General features: G+C 70.8%; 19 protein-coding genes and 1 tRNA gene. 7 read left to right on the top strand and 13 right to left on the bottom strand.

The genetic code is table 11. The annotated features are described in order from the left end of the window. Positions 1 to 45: 45 nt before the first annotated feature. The 13 genes from ACZ5VC_RS04565 to ACZ5VC_RS04505 form a co-directional block, all read right to left on the bottom strand. Positions 46 to 1,215: an NAD(P)/FAD-dependent oxidoreductase gene (locus ACZ5VC_RS04565; RefSeq protein ID WP_469118601.1), complete on the bottom strand. Its 1,170-nt coding sequence runs from the start codon at positions 1,213 to 1,215 to the stop codon at positions 46 to 48. Continuing rightward, a complete protein-coding gene (locus tag ACZ5VC_RS04560) occupies positions 1,208 to 2,455 on the bottom strand; it encodes an ATP-grasp domain-containing protein (RefSeq protein ID WP_469118600.1) in 1,248 nt (415 codons plus the stop codon). Before ACZ5VC_RS04560 ends, ACZ5VC_RS04565 begins: the two co-directional genes overlap by 8 nt. Continuing rightward, entirely contained in the window at positions 2,445 to 2,963 is a 519-nt protein-coding gene (locus ACZ5VC_RS04555) for a YbaK/EbsC family protein (protein ID WP_468706120.1), read from the bottom strand. Before ACZ5VC_RS04555 ends, ACZ5VC_RS04560 begins: the two co-directional genes overlap by 11 nt. Then, complete coding sequence (locus ACZ5VC_RS04550) at positions 2,935 to 4,740, bottom strand: ABC transporter substrate-binding protein (protein WP_469118599.1); 1,806 nt, start codon at positions 4,738 to 4,740, stop codon at positions 2,935 to 2,937. The genes ACZ5VC_RS04555 and ACZ5VC_RS04550 overlap by 29 nt, the downstream gene beginning before the upstream one ends. Then, the gene (locus ACZ5VC_RS04545; protein WP_468706116.1) at positions 4,737 to 5,066 is read right to left on the bottom strand and encodes an avidin-fold protein; all 330 of its coding nucleotides are present in this window, start codon (positions 5,064 to 5,066) and stop codon (positions 4,737 to 4,739) included. Before ACZ5VC_RS04545 ends, ACZ5VC_RS04550 begins: the two co-directional genes overlap by 4 nt. 49 nt (positions 5,067 to 5,115) lie before the next feature. Continuing rightward, the gene (gene ddaH, locus ACZ5VC_RS04540) at positions 5,116 to 5,922 is read right to left on the bottom strand and encodes a dimethylargininase (protein ID WP_468706113.1); all 807 of its coding nucleotides are present in this window, start codon (positions 5,920 to 5,922) and stop codon (positions 5,116 to 5,118) included. A gap of 14 nt (positions 5,923 to 5,936) precedes the next feature. Further along, positions 5,937 to 7,199, bottom strand: coding sequence for an ATP-grasp domain-containing protein (locus tag ACZ5VC_RS04535; RefSeq protein WP_469118598.1), 1,263 nt, complete (start codon positions 7,197 to 7,199; stop codon positions 5,937 to 5,939). Between the two features lie 9 nt (positions 7,200 to 7,208). After that, on the bottom strand, positions 7,209 to 8,495 hold the full coding sequence (locus ACZ5VC_RS04530; RefSeq protein WP_469118597.1) for an MFS transporter: 1,287 nt from the start codon (positions 8,493 to 8,495) through the stop codon (positions 7,209 to 7,211). A gap of 93 nt (positions 8,496 to 8,588) precedes the next feature. Continuing rightward, the gene (locus ACZ5VC_RS04525; protein WP_469118596.1) at positions 8,589 to 10,220 is read right to left on the bottom strand and encodes a class I tRNA ligase family protein; all 1,632 of its coding nucleotides are present in this window, start codon (positions 10,218 to 10,220) and stop codon (positions 8,589 to 8,591) included. After that, positions 10,217 to 10,600 (bottom strand): cupin domain-containing protein, encoded by a 384-nt coding sequence (locus tag ACZ5VC_RS04520; protein ID WP_469118595.1) that lies wholly within the window; start codon positions 10,598 to 10,600, stop codon positions 10,217 to 10,219. The genes ACZ5VC_RS04525 and ACZ5VC_RS04520 overlap by 4 nt, the downstream gene beginning before the upstream one ends. After that, positions 10,582 to 11,898, bottom strand: coding sequence for a lysine N(6)-hydroxylase/L-ornithine N(5)-oxygenase family protein (locus ACZ5VC_RS04515; protein WP_468706102.1), 1,317 nt, complete (start codon positions 11,896 to 11,898; stop codon positions 10,582 to 10,584). Before ACZ5VC_RS04515 ends, ACZ5VC_RS04520 begins: the two co-directional genes overlap by 19 nt. Positions 11,899 to 11,977: 79 nt before the next feature. Then, positions 11,978 to 12,289: a hypothetical protein gene (locus tag ACZ5VC_RS04510; RefSeq protein WP_469118594.1), complete on the bottom strand. Its 312-nt coding sequence runs from the start codon at positions 12,287 to 12,289 to the stop codon at positions 11,978 to 11,980. Between the two features lie 438 nt (positions 12,290 to 12,727). Next, positions 12,728 to 12,800: transfer RNA gene (locus tag ACZ5VC_RS04505), tRNA-Arg, on the bottom strand. Positions 12,801 to 13,114: 314 nt separating this feature from the next. Here ACZ5VC_RS04505 and ACZ5VC_RS04500 point away from each other — a divergent pair. The 7 genes from ACZ5VC_RS04500 (at position 13,115) to ACZ5VC_RS04470 (ending at position 21,687) form a co-directional block, all read left to right on the top strand. Beyond that, a complete protein-coding gene (locus ACZ5VC_RS04500) occupies positions 13,115 to 14,707 on the top strand; it encodes a dynamin family protein (RefSeq protein WP_469118593.1) in 1,593 nt (530 codons plus the stop codon). Positions 14,708 to 14,712: 5 nt separating this feature from the next. Next, complete coding sequence (locus ACZ5VC_RS04495) at positions 14,713 to 16,425, top strand: GTPase (RefSeq protein ID WP_469118592.1); 1,713 nt, start codon at positions 14,713 to 14,715, stop codon at positions 16,423 to 16,425. Between the two features lie 161 nt (positions 16,426 to 16,586). Further along, the gene (locus tag ACZ5VC_RS04490; protein ID WP_469118591.1) at positions 16,587 to 17,054 is read left to right on the top strand and encodes a single-stranded DNA-binding protein; all 468 of its coding nucleotides are present in this window, start codon (positions 16,587 to 16,589) and stop codon (positions 17,052 to 17,054) included. A 227-nt stretch (positions 17,055 to 17,281) separates the two neighbouring features. After that, complete coding sequence (locus tag ACZ5VC_RS04485; protein WP_469118590.1) at positions 17,282 to 18,679, top strand: LAETG motif-containing sortase-dependent surface protein; 1,398 nt, start codon at positions 17,282 to 17,284, stop codon at positions 18,677 to 18,679. Positions 18,680 to 18,917: 238 nt separating this feature from the next. After that, positions 18,918 to 20,582 carry an energy-dependent translational throttle protein EttA gene (gene ettA, locus ACZ5VC_RS04480; protein WP_469118589.1) on the top strand — a complete coding sequence of 555 codons (1,665 nt, stop codon included), beginning with the start codon at positions 18,918 to 18,920 and terminating at the stop codon, positions 20,580 to 20,582. A gap of 2 nt (positions 20,583 to 20,584) precedes the next feature. Further along, the gene (locus ACZ5VC_RS04475; RefSeq protein WP_469118588.1) at positions 20,585 to 21,031 is read left to right on the top strand and encodes an acyl-CoA thioesterase; all 447 of its coding nucleotides are present in this window, start codon (positions 20,585 to 20,587) and stop codon (positions 21,029 to 21,031) included. Next, positions 21,028 to 21,687 carry a DUF8010 domain-containing protein gene (locus tag ACZ5VC_RS04470; RefSeq protein WP_469118587.1) on the top strand — a complete coding sequence of 220 codons (660 nt, stop codon included), beginning with the start codon at positions 21,028 to 21,030 and terminating at the stop codon, positions 21,685 to 21,687. The genes ACZ5VC_RS04475 and ACZ5VC_RS04470 overlap by 4 nt, the downstream gene beginning before the upstream one ends. Positions 21,688 to 22,204 lie beyond the last annotated feature (517 nt).

Raw genomic sequence — 22,204 nt, 5'->3', positions numbered from 1 at the left:
TACGGGGAGAAGGACGAGTCGGGGGGAGACTCGTCGGCGTACGGGTCAGGCGGTGAGCGCCGGAACCCGCGAGCCGGTGAGCGCGGTCGCCGCGATGCGGCTGGCGGCCAGGGCCGTCTTGGCCGCGCCGCCACTGCCGCCGGTGAAGCTGAACAGTCCGGCCACCTCGGACACCGGCCGCAGGGCGAGCCCCGCCGGGTCGTGGTAGCAGTCGGCGGCGGCGACGGTGTGCACCAGGGCGCTGCCCGTCGACGGCAGGTCGAGACCGAGCCGGATGTTCGCCACGAGCCGGACCCTGGCCGCCAGTTCGCAGTCGATCCGCAGCTGGTCGGGGTCCACCCCCCACCGGTCGCTGGGCAGCCCGAGCAGCAGTCCGTTCTTCCCCGCGGTCCTGCCGTACAGGCCGCTGATGTCGTCGGTGAAGCAGCCCAGTTCGGGGACGGCCCCCGGGAAGAGGGTGTACTGGATGTGCTTGGTCCGCAGCCCCGGATCGGTGAGGCCGCTGGTGGTGAGCAGCCGGGGCGTCCAGGCGCCGACGGCGACGACGACGGTGTCGTACTCCCGGACCGTCCCGTCGGCGAGCCGCACCGTGAGCTCCGGTGTGACCGTGCTGACCGGGGTGCGCACCAGGTCCGCCAGGTCGGCGGAGCCCGCGAGGCAGGCGAGGACGGCGTCGCGGAACGAGGCGGGCGAGATGTATCCGCCCCGTGGTTCGACGATGCCGACGGCCGTGTCGGGAAGGCCCCGGAACGGGTAGTGGCGGCGCAGTTCCTCCAGCGTCTCGACCCGGATCCCGCCGGGCATCCACTGCTCGACGGAGTCCACCAGACCGGTGAGGTCGGGGACCTCGCTCTCGGAGGGCAGGACGTAGACCGAGCCGGTCTCGCGGTACTCCGCCCAGCGGTTGAGCCGGGCGTCGCCGAGGAGTTCGGCCAGGCTGGCGGCGGCCAGCGTCGCCGAGTGGGGGTGCCTCTCGAATCCCCGGACCAGACCGCCGGACGCGCCGGTGGCGTCGGGGGCCGTGGCCGCGGGGCGGCCGGGGGCGGCGGCCTTGCCCGGGTGCCCGCCCGGGTACTGGTCGGTGAATCCGCCGGTGAACAGGTCCACCTTGGAGCGGTACGGCGCCCGGGACAGCCGCCAGGTCAGCAGGGTGCCGGCGAGTCCGGCACCGACCACCGCGATACGCCGGCGGCCGGGGTCACGTGCGTCAGTCATCGTCCAGCACCGCCGTGGTCAGGGCCGCGGACTTGCCGAGAGCGGTGTCGACGGCGTCCTTGTCGGCGCCCTCGGCGACGACGTAGGCGTAGCGGGTGAGATAGCCGTCCGGCGGCAGCAGCAGCCGGGCGCCCGGCTCGGCCAGCGTCTTCGCCTCGACGAGGCCTTCGGCGTCCGCCGGCGCGGGCAGGGAGACGGAGCGGAGGGTGCCGTTGGCCGCCGGGTAGAGGAAGCGGATGCCGACGGTCGTGGCCCGCTCGGGCACGGGCAGCGGACGGGTGCCGGTCGCCACGTCCACGGCGACGGAACCGGGGTCGATCCCGGTGGCCAGCCGGCCCAGGTACGGGATGAGGTCGCCGCCGAGACGCGCGTTGACCTCCACGATGGCCGGGCCGCGCCGGGTGAGCTTCACCTCGGTGTGCGTGATCCCGTAGCCGACGCCGAGCGCCCGGTGCGCGGTGGCGAGCATGCCGATCAGCGCCTGGTCGGTCAGCAGCGGATCGGTGGCGCTCACGACATGCCCGGTCTCCTCGAAGTAGGGAGCCAGACCGGTCTCCTTGCGGGCGAGGAACAGCGGGGTGTAGTCGCCGTCGAAGACCGCGCCGTCCACACTGATCTCGGGCCCGTCGAGGAACTCCTCGACCAGGATGCCGCCTTCGTACGAGGGCGAGCCGCCGTGGCCGGCCGCGTCCGCCACCTCGAAGCCGGCCGCCAGCCCGGACTCGTCGTCGATCCGTACGACGCCGATGCTGGCGCCCATGCCGCGCGGCTTCAGCACGACCGGGTAGCCGAAGGACCCGGCCGCCGCGCGGGCGTCCTCCAGATCCGTCACATAGGCGAAGCGGGGCTGCACCAGCCCGGCGTCGGTCAGTACCTGCCGGCTCAGATGCTTGTTGCGGCAGTTCTCCACGCCGCGGACCGTCAGCCCGGGAAGGCCGAGCCGCTCAGCGATGTGCGCGGTGGCCACCACCTGGGTCTCGTCGTAGGAGAAGACGCCCTTCACCTCGCGGGTCCTCGCCACCGCCTCGGCGGCCGCGATCAGGCCCTCCTGGTCGGGGATGAGCCGGGCCCGGTCGCGCAGCGGGACCACCGTGCTCCCGGCCACGTACTCCTTCTGCCAGGTCGGCCCGGCGGCGTCCAGGAGCCAGACGGGGGCCCGGCGGGCCGCCCCTGCCAGGAGATACTCCCGGTACGCGCGGCCGCCGCTGCCGACCAGCAACACCACACCTTCATCGCTCATCGCTACCTCCAGTGGTCACCAAAGTCATCGGTCGTCGGTCGGCGGCGATCTCGGCCACGCGCGGCCCTGCCAGCGCGAGGTAGTCGGTGGTGGCGACGGCCACGGACCGGTCGAGACGTGCCGCGTTGAAGAAGATCTCGTCGTGGACCAGCAGGCTGCGGTCGACGACGAGGTCGAGGTCGGGGTCGAAGGAGAAGGGCATGATCGAGCCGCTGACGCTGCCCGCCATCCGCTCGGCCACCTCACGGGTGGCGAAGGCGGCCTTGGTGCCGCCGGCCAGGCGGCTCACGGCGTCCAGGTCCACCTGACGGTCGCCCGGGACCACCGCGAGCACATAGCGCCGCTGGCGCTTGGTCACGCTCACCCGCACGACGATGCATTTGGCCGCCTGCGACAGCGGGTGGCCCCGCAGGATGCTCGCGATGTCCGTGCGGCCCTCGGCCGGGTGGTCGATCAGCCGGTAGGCCGCACGGCGGGCGTCAAGGAGTGCTATCAACCGGTGATACATGGGGCTCCTCGACGTAGTACCAGTCCTCGGGGTTGATCAGGCCGAACGGGTTGATCGGCGTCACACCCCGGAGGTTGTTGGCGACTTCCAGCAACCGGAAGGGGAAGTTGGGCATCCAGATGACCGGGACCTGCTCGGCGATGTAGTCCTGGTACGCGTACAGATCCTCCAGCCGGTCCCCGGCGACGGTCCTGGCGATCAGCTCGTCGGCGTGCGCGTCGCTGTAGCTGCCGAAGTTGACCGGGGAGCCGCTCGCGTACAGCGCCTCGCCGGTGGGGTAGAAGCCGGGGCCGTAACCCCAGCCGCCGTTCCAGTCGCTGAACTGCCACAGGCAGGGCGAGTCGGGACCCGGCACACAGGTGGTGTCCTCCAGGACCAGGACGCTCGCCTCGACCTCGGAGAGTTCCAGCAGGATGCCGGCCTCCGCGGCGTCGGCCGCGAACTTCCGCATCACCTCGGTGAGCGTGGGGTGCCCCGCGGCGTACCGCATCGAGAAGCGGAGCTCGGTGCCGGCCGGGATGCCCTCCCCGGCCTCGCCCGGCCCGGTGCCGGGCCGGACGCAGACGCCGGGGGTGGAGGACACGTCCCAGCCGTTGTCGGTCAGGTACCGGCGTGCTCGCTCGACGTCGAAGGGGTACGGGTCGTCCTTGCGCGCCGGCGAGAGGAGCTCGCTGTCCGGGAGCACCGGGATGGGGCCCGTCGTCGGGTAGCCGTACCCCTTGTAGACATCACGGATGGCGCCGCGCGAGTCGAGTGTGGACTGGAGCGCCTGGCGGAAGTAGAGCTCCTTGAAGATCCGCCCGGAGACCGTCGGGTTGTTGAAGTTGATAGGGAAGTAATGGATTTTGTAGGTGAGTTGGGGAACCAGGGTGTAGTCGTCCTCGAGCGGGTTGGGGCCGCCCGTGGTCGGGTCGCCGTCCTCGGTCACCTCGTCGAACGGCAGGAAACCGATCTGGACCGAGTCCTCCCCGCGCGGGCCCCGCCGCAGCGCCTCGTACTGATCGGCGTCCGACCCGGTGGGAATGAGACGGAACTCGTCGAGGTGCGGCTTGTCACTGCCCGAGTAGCTCTCGTTGGGGACCAGTACGGCTTCCCCGGAGACCCCGTCGATGGTGTAACGGCGCAGCCTCCAGGGTCCGTTGACCACTCTCCAGATGGGGCTGCTGTCCCAGGTCGTCCGCTCGTCGTTGCGGGCGCGGAGATAGGCGTGGACCGCGGACGCCTGCGCCGGGTCGTGCGTGGCGTCGGCGGGCCCGTCCTCCGTCCGGTCCCAGGCCTTCGGCAGCGGGGTGATGGTGCTGAACTGGTTCATCAGCACCCAGTTCTGCGAGTAGACCCGGTCGAAGGTGAAGGAGACCTTGTCGTCGGCGACCTTGCGGTATCCGGTGAGGTTGTCGGGGAAGAAGCCCGGCGAGTAGCCGCCGAACTTCTCCTTCTCCGCCTCCAGCAGATGCATCCAGAACATCACGCTGTCTGCGTCGACCGTCTCGCCGTTGGACCACTTGTAGGGCTTGATGGTCAGCGTGGCGGTCAGCCCGTCCTCGTCCCACTCCGGCGGCTGGGCGAGGCTGCGCTCGTAGTCCACCGTGGGGGTGCCGTGCGAGCCGTACCAGTACAGCGGCCGGTACATCAGCGTCTGGAACTCGTGCAGATTGGCGATGCCGTAGTAGTCACCCGGGGTGAACGGGAAGATGAACACCGGCGAGAAGCCGTTGGTGCAGGCCCACGTCACGCTGCCGCCGCTGAGCGGCCGCGCGGCGGCCGCGGCGCCGGTCACTGGATCTCCTCCAGTTCCGATTCGCCGCGGTCGGGGCGGTCGCCGTAGCGCTCCCAGGTCTCCCGCAGACGGATGCGTCCGTCCGCGAGGACCTCGGGAGTGCTCCAGCACCGCCCGGCGACCACCTCGCCATCGACGAGGACCATGGTGTACGTGAATTCAAGGCGTCCGTCCGCGTCCGCGCGGCCGCTCAGCGCACCCCGGCGGACATTGCCGCCGGCGAAGTCGCCCCACAGCAGCTCCCCTGCCTGGTGGTAGCGGGCGGTGGGGGCGGATCCGGGTGCATAGGCCGTGTTGCGGAACAGTCGGCCGTCGTAGTCGACCACGGGATGACCTTCCTGGTCTCGTCGATGGATGAGTGGTGCAGCTCAGCTGCTACTGGCGGATTTCCAAGGTGCAGCACTTCACGGCGCCGCCGGCCTTGAGGAGTTCGGAGACCTCAACGCCGTGCGGCTCGAAGCCGTGGGCCCGCAGCTCCTCGATGAGGTGGGTCGCCGCCTGCGGCAGGACGACATGGAGGCCGTCGCTGACCGCGTTGAGCCCGAACACCTCGGCGTCCGCCTCGGTGGCGATGATCGCGTCGGGGTAGAGCGTCTCCAGGACCTTCCGGCTCTCCTCGGAGAACGCCCCCGGGTAGTACATGACCTGGTCCTCGTCCAGGACGCCGAGGGCGGTGTCCAGGTGGTAGAAGCGCGGGTCGACCAGCGTCAGCCCGACGACCTCCCGGCCGAAGAAGGCGCGAAGTTCGTCATGGGCGACCGGGTCGCTGCGGAAGCCGGTTCCCGCCAGGATCCGCTCGCCCACCAGCAGGAAGTCGCCCTCGCCCTCGTTGACGTGCTCGGGGTCGAGCACCTCGTCGAAGCCGTTCTCGCCGAACCACTTCTGGTACGCCGGCGCCTCGGCCGCACGCTCCTTGTGGCGGAACCGGGCGAGGAGGACCTTCCCGTCGATCACCGTTGCCCCGTTGGCCGAGAACACCATGTCCGGCAGGCCCTCGACCGGGTCGATGAACTCGACCTCGTGGCCGAACTGCAGGTACAGGTCCCGCATCCGCTCCCACTGGGCGAGCGCCAGGCCCGTGTCGACGGGCTTCTCCGGCTCCATCCACGGGTTGATCGAGTAGGTGACCTCGAAGTGGGTCGGACGGCACATCAGGTAACGGTGGGTCTTCTTCGCGCGCATGTGATCTGCTCCAGTCAGGTCGTGCTGGGATCGGTGAGAGTGGTCCTGATCCGGGTGGCCAGGTCCGTGGCCAGCCGCATCGCATCGTCGAACGAGGTGCCGGTGGCACCCAGGAATCCGAGGATGTTGTTGCCGTCCGGCGGTCGCCTGATGAGGTCGCCGGGCTTGGCAGTGATCTTGAGGAACATGAGTCCGTCGGCCTGCGCGACCTCGTCGGGCACCTCGACGGACTCGATGACACCCGCGCCGCTGACGAGGCACATGGCGGCGGTGTGCCGCTCGGTCGGGGAGTAATGCGACACATCCGGCCGCACCCCCCTGGCCACGTCGAGGACGGCCCGGATCGGGTCGTGACCGGCGCTGATGCGCGCCATGTGGTCGAGACCGCCGCCGCCGGGGCGTACCGCGATCTCCAGGATGAACGGCTCCCCCTGGTGGAACCGGACCTCCGCGTGCAGGACCGCGCGGCGCAGCCCCTGGGCGTGCACGGCGGCCCGTACGGCCCGGTGCACGGCCGCCACCTGATCGCCGGTGAGGGCGGTCGGGGCATGGTGCACGTCGTCGTCGAAGGTGCCGCCCTCGACGGTGACCCGGTCCACGATCGAGCCGAGGTACACCTCGTCGTCCCAGGCCACGGCCTCGATCAGATGCTCGTGGCCGTCCAGGAAGGACTCGATGAGCAGTCCGTGCGGACCGAGGTCGAGTCCGTCGGCCTCCATCAGCGCCCAGGACATGGTCCGGATGCCGCGGACCGCGTCCTGGTAGCGCTCGCGCAGCTCCTGCGCGCTGTCGACGCGGAAGACGAAGTTGCTCGCGGCGCCCAGGGTGGGCTTCAGGATCAGCGGGTAGCCGACCTCCTCCGCCGCGGCGAGCGCCGCCTCCACGTCACCCACGAACCGGAAGGCCGGGTGCGGCACCCCGCCCTCGGCGTGGGCCTGGCGCATCAGGAGCTTGTTGCGGCTGGTGCGGGCGGCTTCGGTGCCCACGCTCGGCAGGCCCAGGGCGTCGGCCACCGCGGCCACCGCGACCACACCGGACTCGGAGAAGGTGAGCACCCCCTCGAACCCGACCTCGGCGTGCCAGCCGCGGGCCACTTCGATGATGTCGTCGATCTTCTTGGAGCCGGCGATCCGGTAGCGGTCGGCGGGCCAGAAGTCCTCGGTGCCCTCGCCGTTCAGGACGTACAGCTCCGCTCCGAGCCCCTCGATCTGCTGGTAGCGGGAGACGTAGTAGGTGGCGTTCTGGCTGGCTTCGAGCGCGAGCAGTCTGACGGTCATGACGCCCCCTCAGGCGGTGGTCTCGGCCACCGGGGTCTCGGCGGTGGCCGGACCGGCGACGGGGGCGGAGGCCTTCTTGATGGACAGGCTGGTGACCAGGACGACCGCCAGGACCGAGATGAGGCCGGCCAGGATCCAGTAGCCGGGGCGGGCGTCGTCGACCTTGTCGACCAGGAGCGAGATCAGCACGGTGGCGACCGTTCCGGCACCGAGCCCGAAGGCGTTGGTGGCACCGAAGATGAAGCCGGCCCGGTGCTCGGGCGCCGCGGTCATCAGGGCCGTCCGGGCCGCGATGCGGGCGACGCAGAAGGTGATGCCGGCCAGCGGGATGACGGCCATCATGATCCACAGGTGCGTGGTCTCCAGGGCCAGCACCACGGAGAAGGAGATGTATCCGGCGAGCGCGACCTTCAGGGTCGTGGCCCGGGCACTGGCCTTCTTGAACACGAAGCCCGCCATCAGCGCGCCGATGCCGAAGAGGGCGTCGACGATGCCCAGGACACCGACCGTGCTGTTGAAGGTGTCCACGACCAGGATCAACAGGATGCTGTTTCCGACGATGATGACGATGTTGCCCAGCGCGTAGAGCAGGGCCAGACGCTTCAGCGGCGGACGGTTGGTGCCGTTGGCGTGTGCGACGTCGGAGGCGGCGGCCTTCGCGGCGGCCGACGCGGCTGCCTCGGCGCTGACCGCCGGCCGGCGGCCGATGAAGAACAGCAGCGCCGCGGAGAGGGCGAAGGTGACGGCGTTGAAGTAGAAGACCGGCTGGACACCGAAGGCGGCGATGAAGAAACCACCGACGGCCGCCGAGAGCAGCGTGCCCGCCTGGAGCGCCACTTCGAAGTTGCCGTTGAACCGGCCGAGCCGGGCCTCCGGGATGCGCTCCTTGATGAGCGCGTTGCTGGCCGGCATGAAGAGCGCGGCCGACACCGCGAGTACGGCGCTCGCCACGTACGACACGACGTCCGGCGAACCGCCCATGAAGAGCGCGACCGGCAGGGCCAGGGCGGCGACGGCGCTGACGACGTCCGAGATGACGGCCAGCATGCGGCGGTCGAAGCGGTCGGCGAGCTTGCCGAAGAAGAGCGACAGGGCGACCTGCGGCGCCATGACGGCGATGACCAGCCAGCTGACCGAGAGCATGGTGTTCTGGTCGGTGAAGACGAGGTAGGTGGCGGCGGTCAGCTGGATGCCGTTGCCGAGGTTGGTGATGAAGGTCGCCGGGAGAAGCAACCGCTCGGCGCGGTTGACTCCGGGCGTGACGGGATTGCCCGTCGCTGCGGATGCAGTGGACACGATGCTCCTCGGGACTGATACGTACGGAGGGGATGCGGGGGGACGGGGGTGCGGGGAGGCGGTGGGGAAACGGGAGGCGTCGCGGGCCGACGGTCAGGCGCGGCTCTCCACCAGGCCGCCGGCCGGCTCGTCCACGCCGGGCTTGGTGCTCAGCCGGGGCAGGGACAGCGGCTCGACCTCGGTGGCATCGGACCTGTCCGCGATGGTCAGGTCGATTCCGGCGCGCTCCGCGCGGCCGGCGACGTCGACGAGGAGCGGGGCCGCGCACGCCAGCAGCGTGCGGGCGGCGAGCACCAGGTCGCCGGTCTGCCGCGGGTCGCCGCCGTCGACGCGCTCCGACTGGCGGACCAGCCGGTCGAGATAGGTCACCACGGCGTCCGCCGAGCGGTGCAGGCTGTACGCGGACAGCTCGTAGCCGGCCCGGAACCGCTCGGTGACGATCGCCGCCTGGCGGGCGCCGGTGGCGGAGACGGGCAGCGGCCCCTCGGGCGCGCCGTCGAGCAGCGCCTCGAGCCGGTCCGCGAGCCGGTTCCACGGCTCCACCAGCCGGGAGGCGGCGATGGAGTCGAGCGCGGCGCGGCTGAAGTTCGTCCGCGAGTGCTCGGGCGCGCTCAGCGCCAGATAGAAGCGGACCAGGTCCCGGGGGACCTCCGCCACCAGGTCCGCCGCCCACACGACATGGCCGCGGCTGGTGGAGAACTTCTCGTTCTCCAGCTCGTAGAACTCGTTGGAGACGATGGCGTGCGGTTGGACGTAACGGTCACCGTGCGCCATCAGCAGCGCCAGGTGGGTCATGCCCCAGAAATAGGTGTTGTCGAAGCCGAGGAAGTAGACCAGCTCGATGCCGTGCTCGGCCTGCCACTGCTCGTCGAACCGGTCGGCGTGCTCGCCCAGTTGGCTCGCCGCGTACCAGGTGCAGTACATCGACGCGGCCATTCCCTCGACCCAGGCGTTGATGACCTGGCCCGGGGTCTCGGCGAACGGGGCGGGGATGCCCCACCCGGTGGGGTAGGTGACCGGGAAGTCCGGGAGGGGACGGCTGAGCGCCTCGCGGACGAGCTGGGCCATGTGCGGGCGCAGCGTGTCCTGGTGCTCCTCGTAGTACGCGGTCAGACGCTCGCGGTACTCCTCCATCGGGAGCACCAGGATCGTCGCCTCGCGATAGGTGACCTCGGCGGACGGGTCCACGGTCGAGTAGGGGCGCAGCAGCCCGTCGGGCTCGATGGGATGCCCGCACGACTCGCACAGGGCGCCGCGGCTCTCCAGGAGGCAGACCGGGCAGTCCCCGGCGACCAGGCCCTCCATCAGGTACTCGCCGGTCGCCTCCACGTACGGCAGGCGTACGACGCGCTCCTGGAACTTCCCCGCCGAGTGCAGGTCGGTCACGAAGTCGAGCACGGTCTGCCGGTAGCCGTTGTCGAACGGCGCGAAGCCGTCCACGGCGATCCCGGCCGCCTCCAGCGTGGTGCGTATCTGCTCCCAGCAACGGGCGGCCAGTTCCTCGGGAGTGGTGCCCGAGCGGTGGGCGCTGCCCACCACATAGGTCTGGCTGTCGTCGGTCCCGGTCGCGAAGATCACGGGCCGGCCGGAGGCGCGGAGGTAGCGCGCGTAGACGTCACTCGCGAGATACGGGCCCGCGAGATGCCCCACGTGGAGGTCTCCGTTGGGCGTGGGCGGCGGGGCGATGATGACCGTGCGGCGCGGGGCCGCGGAAGCCTCGGTCATGCGCTCTCCCCTCCCGGCGCGCTCTGCGCGTGGCGCTTGGCGAAAGCCTCGGTCATGTCCAGGTCCCACCAGACGCTGTACATCTGGAAGTCGGCGTCGGACTCATTGACCACCCGGTGCGCGATCCCCGGCGGGAAGTGCACGATGTCGCCCTCCACGAAGGGTCTGCGCTCGCCCTCGGACTCCAGGAACGCGGAGCCGGACAGGGCGATGAAGATCTCGTACTCGTGGTGGGAGTGCGGGGTGGATGCGGTGCCCGGCGCGATCACACACCAGGAGCCCTCGAAGGGGGCGTTGAGCGCGGGCCACGGAACCAGTCGCTGGGCGTCCAGACCGTTCTCGTGAACCAGTGCGTCGCGGTCTAGGCTGCGTAGTTCCATGAGCGGTTCTCCTCCGTGGAGTCGGGTACGAGCTGCGCATCGTCGGCCAGGTGGCCGAGGATGTCCTGGACGATCTCCCCGGCCCGCGACGCGAGGACGCTGAGCAGGGAGTCGGAGATGCCGTGCGTGGCCTCGTTGACGCCCTGCAGGTAGCAGGCGGCGCCACCCGAAGCGGGCGTCTCCAGCTGGTAGTTGCGGGTGACCGAGATCTCCTCGGTGCCCAGCGTGGCGGCGAGCCCGCGCACCAGCTTCGGCATCGACCGGTCGAATCCGGTGCCCAGCAGCACCACGTCGCCCTCGAGTTCGGTGCTCCGGCCGGTCTTGCGGTCACGGACGGTCAGCACCACACCGTCGCCCTCGTCGCGGGCCTCGGTGATGTCGTGCATCGTGAGCATCCGCAGCCGCTGGGTGCCGGCGAGCTTCTCCTCGTACATGCGGCGGTAGAGCGAGTCGAGCAACGACGGCGCCAGGCCCGCGTAGTTGGAGCGGTGCATCTCCGTGAGCATCTGCTCGCGCGCCTCGGGCAGCGCGGAGTGGAAGTCGCTGGTGAACGTGGGGTAGAAGAGCTCGTTGGTGAACTTGCTGCCGTCGTAGACGGACAGACCGATGGAGCGCATCACCATGGTGCAGTCCGCTTCGGGGAAGCGGTTGTAGGCGGTCCACAGCATCTCCGCCGCGCTCTGCGCGCCACCGATGACCAGGACCTTGCGCGGCGCGTCCTTCAGTGCCTCGAGGCCCTGGAGGAACTCGGTGCTGTGGATCAGGCGCCGGCGGTCCACGGTGGAGAGGACCTCGGGGATGTGGGCGTCGCGCCCGGCACCGACGACGAGGTAGCGGCAGCTGATCGAGGAGCCGTCGGAGAGCTCCACGAGCCAGCGCTGAGGAGTGCCGTTCTCGTCGAGGACGGCCTGGGTGGACGTGACCTGCCGGCCGTACTCGATGTTGACCAGGCTCAGTGAGCGGGCGACCCAGTTGAGATAGTCGGAGATCTCGCGCCGGTAAGGCGTGAACGTGCCGAGATTGATGAACTCGTTGAGCTTGTTGTTGCTGTGCAGGAAGTTGATGAAGGAGAACCGGCTCACCGGATTCCGGACGGTCACCAGGTCCTTGAGGAAGGACACCTGGCTCTGCGTCCACGGCAGCAGCATTCCGGGCTGCCAGACCACCGAGTCGTTCTGCTCGATCAGCAAAGTATTTCTGGCAACGTCCTCCGGTGCCAATTCTTCCAACGCCACCGCCAGCGCGAGGTTGGAGGGGCCCGCCCCAATGGCGAGTATCTCTACTTCTCTCCTACTCAAGACAGCCTCCAGGCATGGTGAGGTCACCGGTCGGGCGGATCGCGCGCCGGTCCGGATCTTCTGAGTGAATTTCTGGGGTCTATCCCCAGCCGCTGTCGTTCGGGTTCACCGGGACAGTTCCCCAGCCGCTGTCGTCCGGGCGGGCCGGGGCGACGCCCCAGCCGCTGTCGTCCACGTGCGCGGGGGAGACCCCCCAGCCGCTGTCGTCCGCCTTGGCCGGGGCGACGCCCCAGCCGCTGTCATCGGGCTTTCCCGGGGCCGTTCCCCAGCCGCTGTCGTCCGGGTTCACCCGGATAATCGTTTCCGCAGTCTTCGTCACGCCGGTGAAAAGCGCGGCCGCCTCGATGTCGGCCGGCGCACGGTCCACGATGTTCGCTCCCAGAAGCAGCATCGCCGCAACCATCCCCCCCAGGACAGCTTTACGTATCGACCTCATTCTTTTCCCGCCCCCATTTAGTTTTCGTCGTGGCGTTTTCTGGCCACGAGATGATCCTGCTGGGAGCGCCGGGCGCTTTCAACCGGTGGTGCAGGTCACCTTGATGCAAGCAGGAAGATGCAGAGCGAAGAAGCCCATCAATTCGGACATATGTGCCCCTGGGGGGTTTATCGGAGCGTCGAATTCCGGCCCGGAACCCCTGCGGGCGGGTCTGCGCGATGCGTCCAATGGTCCGGGTTCGGGCGATCCGCCCGCGCTGTTTCAGGTCGGGTCCGCCCGAATGGCCCCTGTGCCGCCCGTGGGGCAGGGGTGCATGCAGGGGGGCCCGCGCCACGGGAAAGGCCCTCCCGGAGGGAGGGCCTATTCGGTCAGGCGGCATGTGCCCGGCGTGTGCGCCCCCGGCAGGACTCGAACCTGCGGCCAAGCGCTTAGAAGGCGCCTGCTCTATCCACTGAGCTACGGGGGCCGGATCGCGGCCGTGGTGGCCTGGAGCCCCGTTGGGTGGTCCGTGACCTTGCCGGGACAAGGATAGGGCTCCGGTCGCCTTGGCCTGGTTGCTTCACCTCCGTGGCACGATGTGGAGGTTCGGTGAAGCGGAACGATAATCGCAGGCAGGTGCGATTCCCGCAGCGCTTTTCGCGTCTCACGGCCCGGGTGTTGTGCACTCGTTATGCCTGAGACCTACTCATCCCCTGTGTCCCAAGTGTCCGATCGGCGCGCAGAGAATGCTATACGCTTCAAAAAGGCGCCAAAGTTGGGCATTCTTCACATGTGGTGACCATGGACGTACGGCCTCAGCTCATCGACGCACTTTCCGCCCTGCGCGACCGTGTCGCCGCCGTGCGTCTTCCACTTCCTCTTCCCGGTGCGCCCCGGGCCCGGCAGACCCGGGCCGAGCTGCTCGCCCAGCTCGACGACTATCTGGTTCCCCGGCTCAAAGACCCCGAAGCCCCACTCCTGACCGTCATCGGCGGTTCCACCGGTGCCGGAAAGTCCACGCTCGTCAACTCGCTGGTGGGGCGCCGGGTCAGCGAGGCGGGGGTGCTGCGGCCCACGACCCGCACCCCCGTGCTCGTCTGCCACCCCGAGGACCACCACTGGTTCGCCGGAATGCGGGTCCTGCCGCAACTCACCCGTGTCTGGCTGCCGCAGCAGGACGAGACCGACGGCGCCGGGCAGTCCTCGGCGGCCGACACCCTGCGCGTCGAGACCGCGTCCTCGCTCCCGCGCGGGCTGGCACTCCTCGACGCGCCCGACATCGATTCCCTCGTCGTCGAGAACCGCGTACTCGCAGCCGAGTTGATCTGCGCCGCCGACGTGTGGGTGATGGTCACCACCGCGTCCCGGTACGCCGACGCCGTGCCCTGGCACCTGCTGCGCACGGCCAAGGAGTACGACGCCACCCTCATCACCGTCCTCGACCGTGTCCCGCACCAGGTGATCGGCGAGGTGTCGCGCCAGTACGAGGCGCTGCTCCGCAAGGCCGGGCTCGGCGAGGTGCCCCGGTTCACCATCCCCGAGCTGCCCGAGTCGGCCGGTGGCGGCACCGGACTGCTGCCCGACACCGCCGTCGCCCCGCTGCGCGACTGGCTGGCCCACCTGGCGCTGGACCCGGCCGCCCGCCAGCAGGCCGTCGTCAGGACCGCCGTCGGCGTCATCGACTCCCTCAACGCCCGGATGCCCGAGCTCGCGGGCGCCGTGGCCGCCCAGTACGCCGCCGCCGTACGCCTCAGCTCCGCCGTGGAAAGGGCGTACGAGCAGGAGGGTGAGCGGGTCCGCAGCAGGCTCCAGCGCGGGTCGGTGCTCGCCGGCGACGCCCGTACCCGCTGGCGCGGCTTCCCCCGCGACAGCACCGCCGACGAGCTCCTCGACGCGCTCGTCGAGTCACTGATCGCGCTGCTCCAGTGCGCGGTCGCCGCCGCCGACGAGCAGGTGCGCGAGGCATGGCGGCGCGAGCCCGCCGCCGGGGCCCTCGCCACCCGCCGGATCGGCGGCGACCGGGAGGCGACCGAGCGGATCGGGATGGCCGTACGGCGCTGGCGGCGGGAGCTGGAGGAGCTGACCGAGGAGGAGCTGCGGGGGCAGGAGCGCGGCACGCCCCCCGAGCCGGACACCATCGCCGCCCTCCTCGCCTGCGCCCTGCTCGGCGGCCGGCGCACCCGGGGCGCCGGCGACCGGCTCGCCGAACTGCTCGGCGCCCAGAGCGCACTGCGTCTGCGCGACAGGGGCGGCGCGCTCATGACGTCCTACCTCGACCGCGTCCTGCACACCGAACGGGACCAGCGCCTGGCGCCGCTGCGGGCGCTCGATGTGACCCCCGAGCCACAGGCCGAGCTGATCGCCGCGTTGTCCGTACTTCAGAAGCAGAGGTGACAGTGGTGAGTGCGGTGGACGATCGCTGGGACGACGGGCTGATCGCCCGGCGCGCGAACGAGCAGGCCGAAAGGGCGGAGCAGGAGGCGCAGGGGCCGACGGACGCCGAGGGGGAGCCCTATGTGCCGATCGGCGGCGCGTACGGGGGGCCGCTGCGGGCTCGTCTGGACGCCCTGCGGGAACTGATCGGCCTCTCCCGCACCCGGCTGGACGGCGCGACCCTCGCCGAGGCCGGACGGGTCCTTGACGAGGCCGCCGCCCGGCAGCGGCTCTCCTCGCGCCACACCGTCGTGGCCATCGCGGGCGCCACCGGCAGCGGCAAGTCCATGCTCTTCAACGCCCTCGCCGGGGTCCCGGTCTCCGAGACCGGGCTCCGCCGCCCCACCACTTCCGCGCCGATCGCGCTGAGCTGGTCGGAGGGGTCCGCCGGGCTCCTCGACCGGCTCGCCATCCCCGGCCGGCTGCGCCGCAGGCCCCTCGCGGGCGGCGCGGGCGACGAGGCGCTCCAGGGACTGGTCCTCGTCGACCTGCCCGACCACGACTCGGCCCTCACCCAGCACCGGGACACGGTGGACCGGATCCTGGCCCTGGTCGACGCGGTGATCTGGGTCGTCGACCCGGAGAAGTACGCGGACGCGGCACTCCACGAGCGGTATCTGAGGCCGCTCGCCGGACACGCCGAAGTCACGTTCATGGTGCTCAACCAGATCGACCGGCTGCCCGGCGAGGCCGCCGACCAGGTCCTGGACGACCTGCGCCGCCTCCTGGACGAGGACGGCATCGCCCTCGGCGAACACGGCGAGCCCGGTGCCACCGTGCTCGCCCTCTCGGCGCTCACCGGCGAGGGCGTCGGAGAACTGCGTGAGGTCCTGGGGAAGTTCGTCCAGGAGCGGAACGCGGCGGCGCGGCGCCTCTCCGCCGATGTGGACGCGGCCGCGGTCCGGCTGCGCCCGGTCTATGTGGCCGAGGGCCGTCCGGGGCTGGACGAGCGGTCTCGGGAGGACTTCGCGGCCCGCCTCGCGGTGGCCGTCGGCGCCACGGCGGCGGGGGAGTCGGCGGAGCGCGCCTGGCGGCGCAACGCGAACCGGGCCTGTGGCACGCCCTGGCTGCGGCTGTGGCGCTGGTACGAGCGGGTACGGATCCCGGGCGGCATGGGTACGCGCGCCCAGGTGCCCGTCGAGGACGAACTGACGGCGCGCCAGCGCGTCGAGCAGGCGGTACGGATGGTGGCCGACGATGCCGCGCACGGGCTGCCCGCACCATGGGCACAGGCGGTACGGGAGGCGGCGGTCCGCGGTGCCGAGGGGCTGCCCGAGGCCCTCGACGAGCTGGCGGTGACGGCGGCGGAACCGGCCGTCAAGCCGCCGCGGCCCGCGTGGTGGCCGGCCGCGGTGCTCACCCAGGCGACGATGACGCTGCTTCAGATCTTCGGCGCCCTCTGGCTGGTGGGCCAGATCGTCGGCGTACTCGAACCGGAGCTGCTTCCTCCCGTCCTGGTGATGCTCGCCGGGATCGTGGGCGGCCCGCTGGTGGAGTGGGCGTGTGCGGCGGCGGCGAACGGGCCCGCGCGCCGGTACGGCCAGGAGACCGAGCGGCGTCTGAAGGAGGCGGCGGCCGCCTGCGGACGGGCCCGGGTGCTCGACCCGGTGGCGGCGGAACTGATGCGCTACCGCGAAGTGCGGGAGCAGTACGTGGCGGTGGCGGGGAGCCGCGCGTAACGCCGCCCGCCGGAGCGTCTGCCTCTCTCTCCCCTTCGCAAGCCCCTCGCACGGGTGACGGAGTTTTCCCCAGTGTCCCGCTCGTCCACAGGCCCCGGCGGGATCGTCCCGGCCCGTCCAGCATGGGGACACGGCAACAGCAGCAGGGCGGGAGGGGCGTCATGAACGACACGCTGGTGACGCTGGTCGGCAATGTCGCGACCGGTGTGGACTACCGGGAGACGGGGACGGGCGGGGTGGCGAGGTTCCGGTTCGCGGTGACCGCGCGCCGCTGGGACCGCGAGAGGAGCGCCTGGGCCGACGGGAACACCAGTTTCTACACCGTCTGGGCCTGGCGGACGCTCGGCGCCAACCTGGCCGCGTCCGTGACGGTCGGTGAACCTCTGGTGGTGCACGGCAGGTTGAAGGTGCGCGAGGAGGAGCGGGACGGGCAGCGCAAGACCTTCGTGGACATCGACGCCATGGCGGTCGGACACGATCTGACGCGCGGGACCTCGGCGTTCAGGAGAGTGGTGAGGGCCGGGCCGCGTCCCGTGGACAGCCCGGGGGAGGGGTCGCGGGACGACTCGGAGTCCCTGAATCCGGAGCCGGAGGTCAGAGGGCGGCAGGCCCTGGAGTCCGTGCTGTGAACGGGAGTTGCAGGGATTTGTCGCTCGTGCGACCAGGGTCCCCGCGGTCTAATCCGTTCCGCTGATAACGATTCCGAGTCGGAATGGTTATCGGATGACATGGTCGAGGCCAGAGGTGATCCGCATCCCTAGGATTTCCGCGTACTCACGCGGCACTTGAGTCTGCAGGCGAAGCGCTCCCCCCACGCGTAACGAGACGCGGGTCGCCTCGCCCAGAGGGGAATTCCATGTTTTCTGTACGGAGGCGCGGCACTGCCCGCCTTGCCGTCGCGACCCTGGCCACCGGCCTCGTCGCGGCGGGTGCGATAGCCGCCGCAGGACCGGCGGCGGCCGACGAGGGCGTGCAAAGCTCCGGCGGCGCCACGGCCAAGCTCGGCAGACTCACGCTCCACGACACCGTCACCATCCATGAGCCGGGTGGCGGCAAGCCGTGGCAGGCCGAGGCGGGTCTCTTCGAGATGGCCGTCCAGCCCGGCGGCGCGATCCAGACCTACTGCATCGACCTGCGCACCGGTGCCATCAAGAACACGGTGTACAAGGAGGTCGGCTGGGAGCAGTCCTCGCTCCACAACAACGCCGACGCCGGCAAGATCCGGTGGATCCTGCAGAACTCCTTCCCGCAGGTGAACGACCTCGCCGCGCTCGCGGACAAGGTCGGCGCCGACAAGCTCACCGAGGGCACCGCGGCGGCCGGCACCCAGGCCGCGATCTGGCACTTCTCCGACAAGGTCGAGGCGGAGCCGGTCGACGAGAACGCCCGCAAGCTCACCGCGTACCTGGAGAAGGAGGCGAAGAACCTCAACGAACCGGGTGCTTCGCTGAAGCTGGACCCGCCCTCGGTCGCCGGTCACCCCGGTGAGCGCCTCGGCCCGGTGACCGTGCAGACCAACGCCGCCAGGGCGACGGTCAGCCTCGCCCCGGGCGCCCCCGCCGGTGTGAGGATCGTCGACAAGGACGGCAAGGTCGTCACCGACGTCGCCAACGGCGCCAAGGTCTTCTTCGACGTGCCCGCCGGCACCGCCGACGCGTCGACCTCGCTGAGCGTCCAGGCCGACACCACCGTCCCGATCGGCCGCGCGTTCGTCAGCGAGACGAAGAGCCAGACACTGATCCTGGCCGGTACGAGCACCTCCACGGTGTCCGCGACCGCCGCCGCGACCTGGGCGAAGAAGGGCCCGATCCCGGCCCTGTCCGCGGAGAAGAACTGCGCCAAGGGCGGCGTGGACATCACCGCCGCCAACAAGGGCGACGAGCCGTTCACCTTCGAGCTCAAGGGTCTGAAGTACACGATCGCCGCCGGCCGGTCCAAGACCGTCACCATCCCGGTCGCCGAGGACCAGGCGTACGACTTCACCATCACCGGCCCGAACGGCTTCAAGAAGACGTTCAAGGGCGTTCTCGACTGCAAGACGGCCACACCGGCCCCCTCCGAGCCGCCGTCCTCGCAGCCCAGCCCCGCCTCGGCGGGCGGCACCTCCACCGGTGGCGGCACCGGCGGCGGTGACCTCGCCGAGACGGGCAGCTCCAACGCCACCCCGATGATCGCCGGGGTCGCCGTGGCCCTGGTGCTGGTCGGCGGCGGCGCGGTCTTCTTCCTCCGCAGGCGGAAGCCCGCCGGCGAGTAGAGGACGGCGAACAGCCGAAACGGCCGGTAGTCGCGTGGCTACCGGCCGAGGACGAGGGCCCCGGTGCGGGAATAAGCACCGGGGCCCCGGTCGTTCCGGTCCTTGGCAGGTGCCCTGTGCCCGGTACTCATTTCCGTCGCGGGATGGACGTACGGCAAGATGGGGTGTATCTGCCCTGACGCTGACGCCGAGGCGGCGGAGCGTATGTCGACCCCTACTGATTGCCGGACGGTTTCTCTTGGCTGAGTACATCTACACGATGCGCAAGACGCGCAAGGCGCACGGCGACAAGGTCATCCTCGATGACGTGACGCTGAGCTTCCTGCCCGGCGCGAAGATCGGTGTGGTCGGCCCGAACGGTGCCGGTAAGTCCACCGTCCTCAAGATCATGGCGGGCCTTGAGCAGCCCTCCAACGGTGACGCGTTCCTGTCGCCCGGCTACACCGTCGGCATGCTCCTCCAGGAGCCGCCGCTGGACGAGTCCAAGACGGTCCTGCAGAACGTCCAGGACGGCGCCGCCGAGATCATGGGCAAGCTCCACCGCTTCAACGAGGTCGCCGAGCTCATGGCGACCGACTACTCCGACGCGCTGATGGAGGAGATGGGCAAGCTCCAGGAGGACCTGGACCACGCCAACGCGTGGGACCTGGACGCCCAGCTGGAGCAGGCCATGGACGCCCTGGGCTGCCCGCCCGGCGACTGGGCCGTCACCAACCTCTCCGGTGGCGAGAAGCGCCGCGTCGCGCTCTGCAAGCTCCTCCTCGAAGCCCCTGACCTGCTGCTCCTCGACGAGCCCACCAACCACCTGGACGCCGAGTCCGTGCAGTGGCTGGAGCAGCACCTCGCCAAGTACCCCGGCACCGTCGTCGCCGTCACCCACGACCGGTACTTCCTCGACAACGTCGCAGGCTGGATCCTGGAGCTCGACCGAGGCCGTGCCATCGGCTACGAGGGCAACTACTCCACCTACCTCGAGACCAAGCAGACCCGTCTCAAGGTCGAGGGCCAGAAGGACGCCAAGCGCGCCAAGCGGCTCAAGGAAGAACTGGAGTGGGTCCGCTCCAACGCCAAGGGCCGCCAGGCCAAGTCCAAGGCCCGTCTCGCTCGCTACGAGGAGATGGCCGCCGAGGCCGACAAGATGCGGAAGCTGGACTTCGAGGAGATCCAGATCCCGCCGGGCCCGCGTCTGGGCTCGATCGTGGTCGAGGTCAACAACCTCTCCAAGGCGTTCGGCGAGAAGGTCCTCATCGACGACCTGTCCTTCACCCTGCCGCGCAACGGCATCGTCGGCGTCATCGGCCCGAACGGCGCCGGCAAGACCACGCTCTTCAAGATGATCCAGGGCCTCGAGACCCCGGACTCCGGCGAGATCAAGGTCGGCGAGACCGTCAAGATCTCGTACGTCGACCAGAGCCGCGCCAACATCGACCCCAAGAAGACGCTGTGGGCCGTCGTCTCCGACGAGCTGGACTACATCAACGTCGGCCAGGTCGAGATGCCGTCCCGCGCCTACGTCAGCGCCTTCGGCTTCAAGGGCCCGGACCAGCAGAAGCCGGCCGGTGTTCTCTCCGGTGGTGAGCGCAACCGCCTCAACCTGGCGCTCACCCTCAAGCAGGGCGGCAACCTGCTGCTCCTCGACGAGCCCACCAACGACCTCGACGTCGAGACGCTCTCCTCGCTGGAGAACGCGCTGCTCGAGTTCCCCGGTGCGGCCGTGGTCGTCTCCCACGACCGCTGGTTCCTGGACCGCGTCGCCACGCACATCCTGGCGTACGAGGGCGAGTCGAAGTGGTTCTGGTTCGAGGGCAACTTCGAGTCGTACGAGAAGAACAAGATCGAGCGCCTCGGCGCCGACGCGACCCGCCCGCACCGCGCCACCTACAAGAAGCTGACGCGAGGCTGATCGTGGCCCGCCACTTCTACAGCTGCCCTCTGCGCTGGTCGGACATGGACGCCTTCGGGCACGTCAACAACGTCGTCTTCCTCCGGTACCTGGAAGAGGCGCGGATCGACTTCATGTTCCGGCTGGCGCCGGGGGACGGCTCTCCGTCGTTCTCCGGCGGGTCCGTCGTGGCCCGTCACGAGATCGACTACGTACGCCCGCTGGTGCACCGGCACGAGCCGGTGACCGTCGAGTCCTGGGTGACGAAGATCGGCGCGGCGTCGCTGACGATCGCGTACGAGGTCAAGGACCCGGAGCAGGTGTACGTCCGCGCCTCGACCGTCGTGGTGCCGTTCGACCTCGCCGCGCAGCGGCCGCGCCGCATCACGGCGGAGGAGAAGTCGTTCCTCCTGGAGTACCTGGACGACGGCACGGCGAAGGACAGGCCTAAGCAGGCCGCCGCCGCATGACGGCGCCGCTGCTGTTCGCCGACGCCAGGGAGGCGGCGGACCTCGCCGCGTTCCTGGCCCGGCTGATCCACTACGACAGGGCCGCCGCGGTCCGCCTCCAGGGAGGCGGCGGGGCCCTGGCCGTGTTCGGCCGCCCGCCGTCGTTCGAGGTCCTGGCCATCCGTACGGCCAGGCTCGCCCACCCGGTCGACCTCGACCGTACGGTCTCCGCCGGTGAACTCCTCGAAGGCATCGAGGAGGGCGCGGGCAAGGCCGTCGTGCCGGACACGGTCACCGGCCCGCCCTGGGCCGGGGTGCTGCCGCCGCGCGGCGGCTGGCGGGAGGTCCCGGGCCTGCCCGGGGTCACCGCGATGCGGGCGGCGGTCGCCGCGGCCGTCGCCGAGTTCCGCGCCCGCGACGAGGCGCTCCCTCAGGAGCGCCGCACCCGGGCGGAGCGGGATCTGATCGGCCGCGACATCTGGTCCAGGACCCTCGGTACCACGGGCCTCCCCCTCCGGGCGGTCCACGCGGCCCAGTCCCTGGGCTTCCTCCCACCCCAGGAGGCCCCCACGGCCCTCCTCACCACGCCCGCCTGGCTCCGCCTGCGCACCCCGTACGGCTCCATCGCCCTGCGCACGGCGGGCGGCCTCGGCCTGACGGTCACGCCCAGGGTCTGAGACCGACGCGGGTCCGCCCGCCGAGGGCGGTGCTGCCCCGACCGCCGACCGCCGGCCACCGGCCCTTCGTCACGCTCCCGCCGGTCACGCATGTCCTCAGGCCGACGGGCCGACCTGTCCCGGCCTTGCGCCGCCGCCCTGCACCCTTGAGGACCGGCGGCGACCGCGCGCGTCGCTCGCGCACCCGGCGCGGTTGCACCCTTGAGGGCCCGCGGGACGACCGCGCGCGTCGCTCGCGCACCCGGCGCCGGAGCCCGGCCCTGGGCCCCAACGCCTACGCGCCGCGCACCGCGCGCGGGAGGCGCTCCCGCCCATCGCGGGCACCCGGCGCCGGAGCCCGGCCCTGGGCCCCAACGCCTACGCGCCGCGCACCGCGCGCGGGAGGCGCTCCCGCCCATCGCGGGTCTGCCCCCACGGTGCCAGGCCGGACCGGCCTGGCCGCCCGCCGGGCCGCCTTCCCCGGCTCACGGCGGGGCTCCCCGTCGGGCCGCCCGCAGGGAGCCGGCCGACGTGGGCA

This window comes from Streptomyces sp. NPDC033174 (assembly GCF_055577795.1).
This window is presented reverse-complemented; position numbering and strand designations above follow the sequence as displayed.

Excerpts from the sequence above, each read along its gene's own strand:
- ACZ5VC_RS04565 (WP_469118601.1), bottom strand. The coding sequence starts at position 1,215 with ATGACTGACGCACGTGACCCCGGCCGCCGGCGTATCGCGGTGGTCGGT.
- ACZ5VC_RS04560 (WP_469118600.1), bottom strand. The coding sequence starts at position 2,455 with ATGAGCGATGAAGGTGTGGTGTTGCTGGTCGGCAGCGGCGGCCGCGCG.
- ACZ5VC_RS04555 (WP_468706120.1), bottom strand. The coding sequence starts at position 2,963 with ATGTATCACCGGTTGATAGCACTCCTTGACGCCCGCCGTGCGGCCTAC.
- ddaH (WP_468706113.1), bottom strand. The coding sequence starts at position 5,922 with ATGCGCGCGAAGAAGACCCACCGTTACCTGATGTGCCGTCCGACCCAC.
- ACZ5VC_RS04535 (WP_469118598.1), bottom strand. The coding sequence starts at position 7,199 with ATGACCGTCAGACTGCTCGCGCTCGAAGCCAGCCAGAACGCCACCTAC.
- ACZ5VC_RS04525 (WP_469118596.1), bottom strand. The coding sequence starts at position 10,220 with ATGACCGAGGCTTCCGCGGCCCCGCGCCGCACGGTCATCATCGCCCCG.
- ACZ5VC_RS04520 (WP_469118595.1), bottom strand. The coding sequence starts at position 10,600 with ATGGAACTACGCAGCCTAGACCGCGACGCACTGGTTCACGAGAACGGT.
- ACZ5VC_RS04510 (WP_469118594.1), bottom strand. The coding sequence starts at position 12,289 with ATGCTGCTTCTGGGAGCGAACATCGTGGACCGTGCGCCGGCCGACATC.
- ACZ5VC_RS04500 (WP_469118593.1), top strand. The coding sequence starts at position 13,115 with ATGGACGTACGGCCTCAGCTCATCGACGCACTTTCCGCCCTGCGCGAC.
- ACZ5VC_RS04490 (WP_469118591.1), top strand. The coding sequence starts at position 16,587 with ATGAACGACACGCTGGTGACGCTGGTCGGCAATGTCGCGACCGGTGTG.
- ACZ5VC_RS04485 (WP_469118590.1), top strand. The coding sequence starts at position 17,282 with ATGTTTTCTGTACGGAGGCGCGGCACTGCCCGCCTTGCCGTCGCGACC.
- ACZ5VC_RS04470 (WP_469118587.1), top strand. The coding sequence starts at position 21,028 with ATGACGGCGCCGCTGCTGTTCGCCGACGCCAGGGAGGCGGCGGACCTC.